Here is a 13,457-nt window from a genome sequence, read left to right on the forward strand (position 1 = left end):
TTTTTCCCTTTTTTTTGTACTCTCTTTCCCTCCCCTTCCCTGTTCCGTTGTGGGCCGGCCCGGACGCGTCTTCCGACGGGCCGGCCCGGACGCGTCTTCCGACGGGCCGGCCCGGACGCGTCTTCCGGGACAGGTTCTTACCAAGATTTTATAGCCTGCCTATATAGGCGGCGTGATACTTGAGATGTGGATCAGTCGGACCGCAAACAAGAACCGCTGGGGACGGCGCGGGCGCTCGCCGAGACGGCCTCCGCCGTGATCAGGGCTGTGACCGACCGGCGGGAGATGAGCTTCACCACGGCCTCCACCCTCGCCCGGCTGGAGCGCGGGGGACCCGCCCGGCTGACGGCCCTGGCGGCGGCCGAGGGAGTCGCCCAGCCGTCGATGACGCAGCTGGTGCAGCGCCTGGAGCGCCGGGGGCTGGTGCGGCGCGTCGACGACCCCGCGGACGGACGGGTGACGCTCGTCGCCGTCACCGACGCCGGGCGGGAGGTGCTCGCCGAGCGCCGACGGCTGCGGGACAGCCGGCTGGCCGATCTGCTGGCGGCCCTTCCCGCCGAGGATCAGGAGGCGCTGGGGGAGGCCGTGCGGACCGCCCTTCCCCTGGTGCTGCGGATGCTCGAAGGCGCCACGGGGCCGTGCCACCCGACCGAGCGGCACGACACGGGGAGCACTTCATGACCGCCGAGGACACCGGACGCCTACCCGGCACCACCGGTCCCGGGCCGCGCACGCGCGGCACCTGGATGGGCGCGGACCACCCCCGCTACAAGTGGGTCGCGCTGACCAACACCACCCTGGGCATGCTGCTCGCCACCATCAACAGCTCCATCGTGCTGATCTCGCTGCCCGGCATCTTCACCGGCATCCGCCTCGATCCGCTCCAGCCGGCCAACGTCAGCTATCTGCTGTGGATGCTGATGGGCTACATGCTCGTCACCGCGGTCCTGGTGGTGGCCCTCGGCCGGCTCGGCGACATGATGGGCCGGGTCCGGATCTACAACGCCGGCTTCCTCATCTTCACCCTCACCTCGGTGGTGCTGTCCCTCGACCCCTTCCACGGCGGCAGCGGCGCGCTCTGGCTGATCGGCTGGCGCATCGTGCAGGCGGTGGGCGGATCGATGCTGATGGCCAACTCCGCCGCCATCCTCACCGACGCCTTCCCCGCGCGGCAGCGGGGGATGGCCCTGGGCGTCAACATGGTGGCGGGCATCGCCGGGTCGTTCCTCGGTCTGGTGCTGGGTGGCGCGCTCGTCACCTGGAACTGGCGCTCGGTCTTCTGGGTCAACGTGCCCATCGGCCTGATCGGCACCGTCTGGGCGTACGCGTCACTGCGCGAGACGGGCGTGCGCCGGCCCGGCCGGATGGACTGGTGGGGCAACATCACCTTCGCCGTCGGACTGACCGCGCTGCTCGCGGGCATCACCTACGGCATCCAGCCCTACGGCGGCCACACCATGGGCTGGACCAACCCATGGGTGCTGGCCGGACTGGCCGGAGGGGCCGCGATGCTCGCCGCCTTCTGCGTGGTCGAGACGAGGGTCGCCGAACCGATGTTCCCGCTGCGGCTGTTCCGGCACGCGGCCTTCGCGGGTGGCAACGCGGCCACCCTGCTCGGCGCGATCGCACGCGGCGGACTCCAGTTCATGCTGATCATCTGGCTCCAGGGCATCTGGCTGCCGCTGCACGGCTACGACTACGCCGACACCCCGCTCTGGGCCGGCATCTACATGCTGCCGCTCACCATCGGGTTCCTGCTCGCCGGACCCATCTCGGGCGCGCTGTCCGACCGGTTCGGCGCGCGGCTCTTCGCCGCCTCCGGGTTCGTCGTGATGACGGTGTCCTTCGCCGGGCTGCTCGTCCTGCCCGGTGACTTCGACTACTGGGTCTTCGCCGCACTGATCTTCCTCAACGGCCTCGGCGGCGGCCTGTTCGCCGCTCCGAACACGTCGATCATCATGTCGAGCGTCCCGGCCGACGCCCGCGGCGCCGCCTCCGGCATGCGCGCCACCTTCCAGAACGCCGGCATGGTGCTGTCCATGGGGGTGTTCTTCTCCCTCATGGTGGCCGGTCTCTCCCGCAGCCTGCCGAGCACGCTCAGCTCGGGCCTGACCGCCCAGGGCGTCCCGGCGGCGGCCGCCCACCAGGTCGCCGGGCTGCCACCGGTCGGCGTGCTGTTCGCCGCCTTCCTCGGCTACAACCCGATCGAGCACCTGCTGGGCCCGACCATCCTCGGCCACCTCTCACCGTCCTCCGCCGCCCACCTCACCGGGCGCGAGTACTTCCCCCATCTGATCTCGCAGCCCTTCCACGACGGCCTGGTCGTGGTGTTCTCCCTGGCGATCGCCATGTCGCTGGCGGCGGCGGGCGCCTCCCTGGTCCGGGGCCGCCACGGCGTGCTCCCCGACTCGGCCTCGCCCGTGTCGCCGTCCACGGCTCCGCCGGCCGGGACGGCGGCCGCGGTCACCTCCCCGGCGCACTCACCCGCTACGTCCGCCGCGGTCCCGTCCCCGGCTCACTCGCCCGCTACGTCCGCCGCCGCGACGCCCCCGCGGCAGGCCGACCCGACGTCCGGACCCTCCTCCGGTCCGCTGCGCGGCCGGGTCCGCGACGGCACCGGCCGACCGCTCGCCCATGCCACCCTCACCCTCGTCGACCAGTGCGGTCACCAGAGGGACCTCGCCCGCTCGGACGAGGACGGCACCTACGGCCTGACGGCACCCGAACCCGGCGCCTACACACTGGTCGTGTCGGCCGAGGGACACCGTCCTCGTGCCGAGCGGGTCGTCGTCGGTGGTGAGCCGGTCTTCTCCGAGATCACGCTGGCAGGGGCCGGCGGCGTGCACGGGACCGTACGCCACGAGCACACCGGCCGGCCCGTGCCCGACGCCCGGGTCACCCTGGTGAGCGCGCACGGCGACGTGGTGGCGACGGCCACCACCGCCCCGGACGGCACGTACACCCTGCGCGGTCTGGCCCCCGGCGCCTACACCGTCGTCGCCAGCGGCTACCCGCCCGTGGCCGTCGAGGTGGCGCTGGGCGGCGGCGGGGCCCACCGAGTCGACCTCCAGGCAGGTCACACGCCGGCTGACGGCTGACAGCCACCGGTCGGCGTTCGGCGGCCGAGGGCCGGCCGGGACTGTGGCTGTTGTCTCAATTCGCGCCGAAAGCCGCTCCGAGTGACGGCGGCCACGTCGCAGGACGGACGTTTTGTCTACGTTCACTCCTCAGTGTTCCTGCGACGACCACGTGATGAGGCCCGCTTGCCCATGTCCTGCCTGCCGTACCCGCTCTCCCCGGCCACTGCGATGACCACGGCCGGGCGGCGCGGCCGGCGCGCCGCCGCGTGCGCCGCCGTGCTCGTGTCCTCCGTGACCGCACTGTTCTCCCTCGGCGCGCTGCACGCACCGCCGGCGGCCGCCGCCACCGGTGCGCCCTCGGGCGAGGTCCACGCCGCGGCGCGGCCCGTGAGTACGGCGCATGTCACCACCGCGGTGCTCGACCTGGACGCCCCGGGCCGGGCGTCCACGGTGTACGGCGACAACGTGCCCTACGACACCGCCAGCATCGTCAAGGTCGACATCCTCGCGGCGCTGCTGCTCCAGGCGCAGGACGCCGGGCGGCACCTCACCGCCGCCGAGCGCGCGCTGGCGGAGCCGATGATCCGGCACAGCGACAATGCTGCGGCGAACGCCCTGTGGCGGCAGATCGGCCGGGCGTCCGGCCTGGAGGCGGCCAACAAGCGCCTCGGTCTGACGGCGACGAAGGGCGGCCCCGGCGCCAAGTGGGGGCTGACCCGGACCACGGCACGCGACCAGATACGCCTCCTGCGAGCCGTGTTCGACGACACGACGCCGACCGTGTCCGCCCCCGCGCTGAACGAGGAGTCCCGGGCCTACATCCGCTCGCTGATGAGCAGTGTCGCCGCCGACCAGGCATGGGGCGTCTCGGCCGCGGCCGACTCCCAGTGGGCGCTGAAGAACGGCTGGCTCCAGCGCAGCACGACAGGACTCTGGGACGTCAACAGCATCGGCCGCGTCACGGCGAACGGACACCACTACCTCGTGGCGGCCCTCTCGGGCGGCAGCGCGAGCATGAGCGACGGCGTCGCCCTGGTGGAGAAGGCCGCGCGCCAGGCCGTGTCCTCGGCCGCCACCCAGCACCGGGCCTGATCGGTACCGACCGCCCCTGACCGGTACCGACCGGCCGTGACCGGTGACCGGCCGGTGTCCCGGTGGGCGGCCTCGCCCCGCCGCGACGCCCGGCTCGCCCTCGTCGCACCGCCCGAGAGCCGGAGCACATCTGGAGCGCGCACCTGCGCCGTCCTCGACGAGCGATCGTCGCCTGCCGGGGGACTAGGATCGGGTGATCACCGAGGGGGGTGCGCGATCGTGGGGAAGCAGCGCTCCGGTACGCCGACGCTCGAGGAAGTGGCCGCGCTCGCCGGAGTGGGGCGGGGCACCGTCTCACGCGTCATCAACAGCGCCGACGGGGTGAAGGACTCCACCCGCCGCGCCGTGGAGCGGGCCATCACCGAACTCGGCTACGTCCCGAACCAGGCGGCCCGCTCCCTGGCGGCGCGTCGCGCCGACGCGGTGGCCCTGGCCCTGGCGATGACGGAGACGGACTGGCGGCAGTTCGGCGAGCCGTTCTTCTCCGAGATCGTCTGCGCGGTCAGCGACGCCCTGGCCGGCACCGACATCCAGTTGCTGCTCACCCTGGTGCGCACGGACGCCGAGCGGCGCCGTTTCGTCGAGTACGCGCGCGGCGGCCGCATCGACGGTGTGCTGCTGATGTCCGTCCGAGGCGGTGAGCCGCTGCCCGACATGCTCGCCGAGTTGCGCCTGCCGACCGTCCTGCTGGGCCGCCGCTCCGGCGACGAGTGCGTCTCCTACGTCGACTCCGACAACGTTGGCGGCGCCCGCGACGCCGTCGGTCACCTGCTGCGCAGCGGCAGGACCCACGTCGCCACCATCACCGGCCCGCTGGACATGTACGTCGCGCAGTGCCGGTTGCGCGGATACGAGGAGGCCATGCGCACGACCGGCCGCACCCACGACGCCTCGTGGATCGTCGAGGGCGACTTCAGCGAGGAGAGCGGGCGCCGGGCGATGACCGAACTGCTGGGGCGCCACCCCGAGGTGGACGCGGTGTTCGCGGCATCGGACACCATGGCGGCCGGAGCCCTCGACGTCCTGCGTGCCGCGGGGCGCCGGGTGCCCGAGGACGTCGCCGTCGTCGGGTTCGACGACTTCCTGCTGGCGCAGCACACCGATCCGCAGCTCACCACCGTGCGCCAGCCGGTCGAGGAGATCGGGCGGGCCATGGTGCGGCTGCTCCTCGAGGCGCTGGAGGACTCCGGCCGTGCCTGGCGCCACGTCGTCCTGCCGACACGGCTGATCCGCAGGGACTCGGCCTGAGACGTCACGGCGAACACGGAACGTAGGGATACGCCCTTCTTCCGGGAGCCGCTCCAAGCACATGTCGGACGCCGGATGTCAGCGCCTCGCGCATCCATGCAGAACACGGTCACCGCGTTGACCAGTTGCTTCGACAGAACTTCGATTCTGCCATCCGCGTTGTAGTCGAGACTGGCGGCGGTCACGGCGGTGCCCGTCCGGTCGACGCGGGCGTTCCAGGCGGAGGTCACCCGCTGGCCGGCGTCGAACGTCCAGCCCAGTGTCCAACCGTCCACCCGGGGGCCGAGGTTGGTCACGGACACCTCTGCCGTGAAGCCGCCGGACCACTGGTTCACCGTCCAGGACACCCGGCACGCCCCGCCCCCGTCGGCTCCCCGGGCGGCACTGAGCGGTCCGTAACCGGCCAGGCAGGCCGGCAGCGCGGGCATCAGTGCCGCGAGCGCCACCGCCCGCAGTCGACGCCTGCCCGGCGGTCGCACCGTGCTCGAGACCATGGATTCTCCTTCCGTGCGGTGGGGAGGTCGCTCAGCGCGGTGAGGACAGGCGGCCGCCGGCCGGCACGCGGAAGCGGCCGGCCGGCGGCGCGCCGAAGCGGCCCGCGGCGCCTACGGCGTGGCGCAGCCGACGGATCCTACCGGCGTGTCGTTGCCGGTGGAGGTGGCGGTGAAGCCGAACGTGACGCTGCCGTCGGCCGGTATGGTCCGGTTGTAGTCGACGTTCCTGACCGTGACCGTGCCGTCCGAGTTCTTGGTCAGCGCACCGTTCCACACGCTCCCGATCGATGTGCCCGCCCCCGGCTTCCAGGTCACGGACCAGCCGTTCAGCGGCGCGGTGCCGTGGTTCATGACCTCGACGGAGCCCTGGAAACCGCCGCCCCAGGAGTTCGTCACGGAGTACATGGCCATGCACGCGCCCGTTCCGGGATCGGTCGGCGTGGGTGTGGGCGTCGGGGTGGGGGTCGGCGTCGGGTCGCCGCCGCCCGAGCCGCGGATGCCGGTGACCTCGCCGTGACCGCCGTCGAAGACGATGTCCGAGCAGGAGAAGAAGTTCTCCTGGCTGTCCGAGCGCACCCACTGGATGAACATCAGCGCGTTGCCGGAGCGGCCGGAGGGCAGTTGCAGGTCCCAGTAGTAGTGCCTGCCGTCGGTCCCCGGCGTGCCCTGCTGCGGGGGATTGGCCACCGTCTGGATCAGCTCCAGGTCGTCCCAGCCCAGCTCGGAGGTGGGGGACCAGCCGGGCTGGGTGACGTAGACCCGGAAGTCGCCGGGGTGGGCCGCCCAGTTGCTGTACTGCACCTGCATCGACGCCCCGGACGTCAGGTGAGTGCGCGGCCAGTCCGACCGGGCGGCGTTGTAGGCGGAGAAGTCGTACGGCGAGCGGTCGCCCGCGCTGCACAGCGTGCCGTCCGGCACATACCCGGCACCGCGGCCCCCGGCGTTGGAGTCCAGCACGGCGAACCAGTTGTACAGGGCGGTGGCTCCGCTCTGGTTCAGCGCGTCCCGGCAGGCCGGGTTGGTGGGGTCGAGCGCGCCGGTGCTGGTCTGGGCGTCGAGGTAGCACAGATAGGTGCGCGAGCCGGGCATCATCGCCACGCCGTGCGCCTGCGCGCTGCCCTGGCCCAGGACGGTCAGGCCGAGTGCGGCGAGCAGGGTGGCCAGCGCCGCGACCAAGGAATACGTCCTGCGTCGGGTCACCGAGGGACTCCCTTCGGGAGAAAAGGGCGGATGTGATCGGAACATGACAAGCAGGGAAAGAGATGGGAGCGCTCCCATCTCGGTAGCGAGAGCCGGGGCCGATGTAAACGCACACGCGTCCGCACCCCTCACCGTCGTGGCGAATGTCGCTCTCGTCCGCTGTGCCGTTTGCTGGTGCCGCGAGTGAGCATGCGGTCCCATGCAGCCGCCCGCCGGAAGGAAGGAGCCATCATGGCGGAGCACGAGGACGGCCTTCGGGTGATCGACGCCGACCCGGACGCCGTCAGGCGCCACCGTGCGCTGTTCCGCGCCGTAGAACGGCGCAGGAACCCCCGGCTGCGTCGCCCGGACATCACCGTCACGGACGAGGCCGCCGTGAAGAGAGCCGTGAAGGCCGCCGCGCTCGGCAACGCCATGGAGTGGTTCGACTTCGGCATCTACGGCTACCTGGCGGTCACCCTCGGGCATGTGTTCTTCCCGTCCGGGAACGACACCGTGCAGCTGCTGTCGTCGTTCGCGACCTTCGCGGTGTCCTTCCTGGTGCGCCCCGTGGGCGGCATGGTGTTCGGCCCGATGGGTGACAAGATCGGCCGCAAGCAGGTCCTGGCCCTCACCATGATCATGATGGCCATCGGCACGTTCGCCATCGGCCTGATCCCGTCGTACGCCACCATCGGCTTCTGGGCCCCGGCCCTGCTCATCCTCTTCCGGCTGGTGCAGGGCTTCTCCACGGGCGGCGAGTACGGAGGGGCGTCCACGTTCATCGCCGAGTACGCGCCCGACCGGCGCCGGGGCTACTTCGGGAGCTTTCTGGAACTCGGCACACTGGCCGGGTACGTCGCCGCGGCCGGCCTGGTGACACTGCTGACCGCCTGGCTGGGCGACGACGGCATGCTGGCGTGGGGCTGGCGGGTGCCGTTCCTGGTGGGCGGCCCCATCGGAGTGGTCGGCCTGTATCTGCGGCTCAAACTGGACGAGACTCCCGCCTTCCAGAAAGTGGAGGACGCCTCGTTCCACCGGGCGTCCGAGGCCGCGTCCACCGTCGAGACCACCGCCAAGGGGGACCTCGCGAAGATCTTCCGCGAGTACTGGCCGACCCTCGTCCTGTGCGTCTGCCTGGTCGGCGCCTACAACGTCGCCGACTACATGTTCCTGTCGTACATGCCGACCTATCTGTCGGACGAGATGGGCTACTCCGAGACCCACGGCCTGCTGATCCTCATCGGCGCCATGGTGGTGCTGATGCTCGTGATCAACCGGGTGGGAGCACTGTCCGACCGAGTCGGCCGCAAACCGGTCCTGATGACCGGCATGCTCGGCTTCTTCGTGCTGTCGATCCCGTCGTTCCTGCTGGTCCAGCAGGGCAGCCTGGCCGCGGTCTCCGCGGGCATGCTGATGCTGGGCCTGTCCCTGGTGTGCCTGCTCGGCACGATGTCCGCGGCGCTGCCGGCCCTGTTCCCCACCCAGGTGCGCTACGGGTCCCTGTCCATCGGGTACAACCTCTCCGCCTCCCTCTTCGGCGGGACGACACCCCTGGTGATCACCGCGCTGATCTCCGTCACGGGAAGCGACCTCATGCCCGCCTACTACACCATGGTCGCCACGCTCGTCGGGGTGATCTCCGTGGCGTGCATGAAGGAGACGGCACGCCGCCCGCTGGACGGCTCCCCGCCCTCGGTGGCCACGCCGCAGGAGGCCGCGCGCCTGGTGGAGAGCCAGGCACCGGTGCCCAGGTTCTGAAGAAGGCGGCGCGCGCCCCGCGCTACGGGGCTCGTCGCCCGCCCGTCCCGCCGGCAGGAGGCGCTTCGCGAACTCGGACCGACGGCGAAGAGCCTGTCCTCCCCCTCGTCCCGGCTTCGACGATGATCCCGTTGAACAGCGGGAAGACAACCCAGCAGGGCGTCAGTCAGTGGCTGGGCCACGATCACCGGAACCTGAGTACCAGCATCAATGTCAGTGGCCCCTCCTATGGTTCGAGTACCGGGATCCGCCGGAGAGACCGCGGATCCGTCATGGGGAGGGGTCTGCCATGTCCACCGGGTCCACCGTGTCGACGACGTATCTGGAGTTGTCGCAGGAAGGCGGCGGCGCGCACAAGTTCTACGAAGTCATGGTCGACGGCCAGGTGGTGACGGTGCGGTACGGGCGGATAGGCGCCGCCGGGCAGACGCAGACCACGACGTTCCCCACGTCGGAGAAGGCCCGGGCGGCCGCGGCGAAGAAGGTCGGCGAGAAGGTCCGCAAGGGATACGCCCCCGCCGTTCCCGGACAGCGTGCCCCGCGCCCGGTGACCCGCCGTCAGGTCGTCTCCGCTGCCTCCACCGCGCGCGCCGTCGCACCGGTGCTGTGGCGGTTCCGCACCGGCTCCGCGGCGTTCGGCATCCACGTCGACGACGAGCACTGCTGGGTCGGCAACCAGTCGGGTGATGTCTACACCCTGGACCACGACGGTGGCGTCCTGGCCCGCTTCAGCCTGCCGGACGGCGTGAAGTGCCTGGTCGCGGACGACTTCTGGATCTACGCGGGCTGTGACGACGGCAAGGTCTACGACCTGTCCTCCAAACTGCCGTTCGCGGCCTACGACATCACCGCCGACGTCGACATCTTCTGGCTGGACATCCACGAGGGCGTCCTGAACGTCTCGGACCGCGACGGCCGGCTCACCGTCATCGACCACGAGGACGAGCATCAGTGGGCCCGCCGCAGCCAGGGCGAGCACGCCTGGATGGTCCGCGCCGACGACCGCGCCGTCTACCACGGCCACCACCGGGGCGTGACGGCCTACGCACCCGACGGCACCGGCGAGCTGTGGCACACCCCCACCCGGGGCGCCGTCCTGTTCGGCTGGCAGGAGGACGACACCCTGTACGCGGGGACCGCGCACCGCGTGGTCCAGCGGCTGTCGAAGTCGACCGGTACGATCCAGGCGACCTACGTCTGTGACGGTGCGGTGTACTCGTGCGCCACCTCACCCGGCGGACGGTTCGTCTTCGCCGGTGACGCGGCGTCCTCCGTCTACTGCTTCGACCGGGACGGCACGCGCCTGTGGAAGCTCGCCACGGGCGGCGGTTCGGCGCTGTCGATGCAGTACCACGACGAGCGTCTGTACCTGGTCACCACGGACGGATCGCTGGTCTGCGTCGACGCGAGCGAGGCAGCCGTCGCCGCCGCCCAGCAGGGCACGGTGCCGGTCGCCCGGGACGTCAAGCTCGCCGCGGCCCTGCCGACCTACACACCGGCGACCGCCGCGACCGCGGTGGCCGCCGTCGCCCGGGTTCCCGCCGGGGCGGTCGTCGTCGAATGCGTCCAGCAGAGCGGCCGGCTGCGCGTGCACGTGGTGTCCGACGGCTACGACTCCTCCTGGAACGTCCAGTTCCCGCGCGCCATCCGCGAACCCGGGGCGCGCTACGTCGTGGACGCCCTGCACCCGGCGGCGGGCGGCTTCTACCGGGTGCGCGGTGACATCCGGCGGCTGCTGTGACGCCACCCGGCGTCTACGACCCGTCGCCCCACCGCGCACCGGCCCAGCAGACACCCACGAACGCGGTGGTGGCGGCGAGGACCGCGTACGCGACCGTGTACGAACTCACGGTGGCGAGGGCCCCGGCCGCGAGCGCTCCGAGCCCCGTCCCCGCGTCGAAACCGATGTTCCAGGCGACGCTGACGGAGGAACGCGCCGACTCACCCGCCGCGGCGAAGGCATGCACCAGGGTCAGGTTCTGCAGACCGCCGTACGCGACCCCCATGACGAGCATGCCCGTCACCACCAGGACCGGACCGGCCGCACCCAGGCCGTGCGCCGTGCCCGCACCGATGACGGCGAGCCCGGCCGCGCCGGCCAGCAGCAGCGGCGCGATGGCCGGGGCCGCCCCCTTGCGGTCCGCGACGTGTCCGAACCTCCACCGGCACAGCGCCGCCGTCGCCGTGAACGCAAGGAGCGCCACGTAGACGGCGGTCGCGTCGGACAGCAGGCTCGGAGTGAAGGTGAGGATGGCGCCACCCGCCGCGGTGATGGCGAGCAGCGCCGCGATGGGCCCGACCAGGACACGGCGGAGCCGTCCGGCGTCCCGCCCCTCGGCCGGTGCCGTACCGGGATCCTCGGTGCCGCGCAGCGCGTGGGCCACCCGCGGCGCCAGCGGGACCGCGAGCAGCGGCACGGCGGCGCCCGCGAACACCAGCCCGAAGCCCACGCGTTCCGCGAGCCAGGGCGCGATCGGCACCAGCAGACACTGCGGGACCGCGACGGCCAGCCCGTAGGCGCCGACCGCCCGGCCGCGGCGTCCGGGCTCGACGAGCGCCGCCACCCCGGTCGCCCCGCACACCGTGAGAATCCCGAACCCGAGCCCCCGCACCGCCGCGAGGGCGACGACCACGCCCACCCGGTCACTGAGGAAGTGCCCGAGGGCGGGCAGTCCCAGCAGACACGCCCCGAGGGCCAGCGTCCAGGCCCATCCCAGACGCCGGAGCACGTGTGCGACCAGCAGCTGGGCGACCACGGTGAAAAGCATCAGCACCGTGTTGACCAGGCCCGCGCCCAGTTCGTCCGCCCCGCCGCGCTGCGTCCACAGGGGCGCGACCGGCAGCAGCAGCGACAGACCGGCGAAGCCCAGCGCCGCCGAGCCGAGCAGTGGCCGCATCCCCGGCGCCCGCCACACGGGTGAACGCACGCATTCCTGGTCGGCGCGGCCGGCGCCTGGTCCGTTCGACATCCCGCAGATGGTATTCGCCCGCGTCGGCCCACGGGACACCGGGATGATCTCGAAGGCGGGGTGCGCCCGTCAGTCGACCGGCCAGGTGTGGACGGGGGCGTTGAGGTGCATGTACTCGACGTACAGCTGCGTCATCCGCCGCAGGGCCTCGTGCCGGCCCGTCCGCGCGGTGGCGTCGATGTGATGGAACATCTCCTTCTGCCACATCGCCCCGTTGCGGCCGGCGATGCACCGCTGCTCGATGATGCCGAGCAGCGGCTCCCGCCACGCCTCGTCCATGCCCGAACGCTCCAGGCCCCGGTGCGCCAGCGGCAGCAGGCGCCGCAGCACGAGTTCGGGCGCCGGCACCTCGCCCATCCCCGGCCAGTACAGCCGCGCCTCGATGCCGTGCCGTGCCGCCGTGCGCAGATTGTCCTCGGCGGCGCGGAAGGACATCCGCGACCACACCGGCCGCTCCTCCTCCACCAGGGCGCGGGTGAGCCCGTAGTAGAAGGCACCGTTGGCGAGGGTGTCCGCGACGGTCGGGCCGGCGGGCAGCACCCGGTTCTCCACCCTCAGGTGCGGTTTGTCGTGGGCGATGGCGTAGACCGGGCGGTTCCAGCGGTAGATGGTGCCGTTGTGGAGGGTCAGTTCGGCCAGTTCGGGGATGTCACCGCGGTCCAGCGTCTGCAGCGGGTCCTCCTCCTCGCACAGGGGCAGCAGCGCCGGGAAGTAGCGCAGGTTCTCCTCGAACAGGTCGAAGACACTGTTGATCCACCGTTCCCCGAACCACACCCGGGGCCGCACCCCCTGCACCTTGATCTCCTGCGGCCGGGTGTCGGTGGCCTGCTCGAACAGCGGGATGCGGGTCTCGTGCCACAGTTCCTTGCCGAACAGGAACGGGGAGTTGGCCGCCAGCGCGACCTGGACCCCGGCGATCGCCTGCGCCGCGTTCCAGTACCCGGCGAACTCCTCCGGGGACACCTGGAGGTGGAACTGGGTGCTGGTGCACGCGGCCTCCGGGGTGATCGTGTCCGCGTAGGTCCGCAGCCGGTCGACGCCGTCCACGTCGATGTGCAGGTCCTCGCCCCGCGCGGCGAAGACCTGGTCGTTGAGCAGCCGATAGCGCGAGTTCTCCGACAGCGCCGCCTCGCCGACGTCCTCCTGGCGCAGCGTGGGCAGGATGCCGATCATGATGAGGTGTGCGCCGACCGAGGCCGCGCGCCGTTCCGCGTGGTTCAGCGCGGCGCGGATCTCGGACTCCCAGGCGTCGGGGCCGCCCGCCGTCAGACGGCGGGGCGGAATGTTGATCTCGAGGTTGAACCTGCCCAGCTCGGTGGACCAGGCGGGGTCCGCGATCGCCTCCAGCACATCGCTGTTGCGCATCGCCGGTTCCGCCACGTCGTCGCCCAGGTTCAGCTCGATCTCCAGTCCCACCTGGGGCCGCTCGGACTCGAACCGTGACGTGCGCAGCATCTGCGCCAGTGCCTCCAGGCACTCCTGCATCTTGATCCGGTACCGGCGGCGGTCCTCGCGGGTGAAGACCAGCGCCGGGACGTCCCGTCCCATCGGCCCTCCCGGTTCCCACTCCTCGGACACCTCTGCACCCAGCGTCCCACCGGCGGACGGCCCGGACCACGCGGGACGGGGAGCGT

The 13,457-nt window shown here is 71.8% G+C and carries 9 protein-coding genes and 1 pseudogene; 6 read left to right on the forward strand and 4 right to left on the reverse strand.

Annotated features, from left to right (window positions below; translation table 11 throughout):
- Window positions 1–186: 186 nt before the first annotated feature.
- The 4 genes from ACWDUZ_RS33580 (at window position 187) to ACWDUZ_RS33595 (ending at window position 5,420) form a co-directional block, all read left to right on the forward strand.
- Window positions 187–681 carry a MarR family winged helix-turn-helix transcriptional regulator gene (locus ACWDUZ_RS33580; RefSeq protein ID WP_451635595.1) on the forward strand — a complete coding sequence of 165 codons (495 nt, stop codon included), beginning with the start codon at window positions 187–189 and terminating at the stop codon, window positions 679–681.
- On the forward strand, window positions 678–3,098 hold the full coding sequence (locus ACWDUZ_RS33585) for an MFS transporter (RefSeq protein ID WP_451635596.1): 2,421 nt from the start codon (window positions 678–680) through the stop codon (window positions 3,096–3,098). The genes ACWDUZ_RS33580 and ACWDUZ_RS33585 overlap by 4 nt, the downstream gene beginning before the upstream one ends.
- Window positions 3,099–3,269: 171 nt before the next feature.
- Entirely contained in the window at window positions 3,270–4,172 is a 903-nt protein-coding gene (locus ACWDUZ_RS33590; protein ID WP_451635641.1) for a serine hydrolase, read from the forward strand.
- Window positions 4,173–4,391: 219 nt separating this feature from the next.
- Window positions 4,392–5,420, forward strand: a complete 1,029-nt coding sequence (locus tag ACWDUZ_RS33595; protein ID WP_451635597.1) for a LacI family DNA-binding transcriptional regulator — start codon at window positions 4,392–4,394, stop codon at window positions 5,418–5,420.
- 167 nt (window positions 5,421–5,587) lie between these two features.
- Here the strand turns inward: ACWDUZ_RS33595 and ACWDUZ_RS33600 are convergent.
- Both ACWDUZ_RS33600 and ACWDUZ_RS33605 read right to left on the reverse strand, forming a co-directional pair.
- Window positions 5,588–5,914 (reverse strand): annotated as a pseudogene (locus ACWDUZ_RS33600) (cellulose binding domain-containing protein); the annotation flags it as partial.
- A gap of 111 nt (window positions 5,915–6,025) precedes the next feature.
- The gene (locus tag ACWDUZ_RS33605; RefSeq protein ID WP_451635598.1) at window positions 6,026–7,159 is read right to left on the reverse strand and encodes a lytic polysaccharide monooxygenase; all 1,134 of its coding nucleotides are present in this window, start codon (window positions 7,157–7,159) and stop codon (window positions 6,026–6,028) included.
- 186 nt (window positions 7,160–7,345) lie between these two features.
- Between ACWDUZ_RS33605 and proP the strand changes: the two genes are divergently transcribed.
- The gene (gene proP / locus ACWDUZ_RS33610) at window positions 7,346–8,854 is read left to right on the forward strand and encodes a glycine betaine/L-proline transporter ProP (RefSeq protein WP_451635599.1); all 1,509 of its coding nucleotides are present in this window, start codon (window positions 7,346–7,348) and stop codon (window positions 8,852–8,854) included.
- A 289-nt stretch (window positions 8,855–9,143) separates the two neighbouring features.
- Window positions 9,144–10,595 carry a WGR domain-containing protein gene (locus ACWDUZ_RS33615; RefSeq protein ID WP_451635600.1) on the forward strand — a complete coding sequence of 484 codons (1,452 nt, stop codon included), beginning with the start codon at window positions 9,144–9,146 and terminating at the stop codon, window positions 10,593–10,595.
- Window positions 10,596–10,608: 13 nt separating this feature from the next.
- On the opposite strand, the gene ACWDUZ_RS33620 is transcribed toward ACWDUZ_RS33615, so the two are convergent.
- Both ACWDUZ_RS33620 and ACWDUZ_RS33625 read right to left on the reverse strand, forming a co-directional pair.
- Window positions 10,609–11,823, reverse strand: coding sequence for an MFS transporter (locus ACWDUZ_RS33620; protein ID WP_451635601.1), 1,215 nt, complete (start codon window positions 11,821–11,823; stop codon window positions 10,609–10,611).
- 69 nt (window positions 11,824–11,892) lie between these two features.
- Entirely contained in the window at window positions 11,893–13,371 is a 1,479-nt protein-coding gene (locus ACWDUZ_RS33625; RefSeq protein WP_451635602.1) for a glutamate-cysteine ligase family protein, read from the reverse strand.
- Window positions 13,372–13,457: the final 86 nt, after the last annotated feature.

The organism is Streptomyces sp. NPDC003393, from assembly GCF_053589015.1.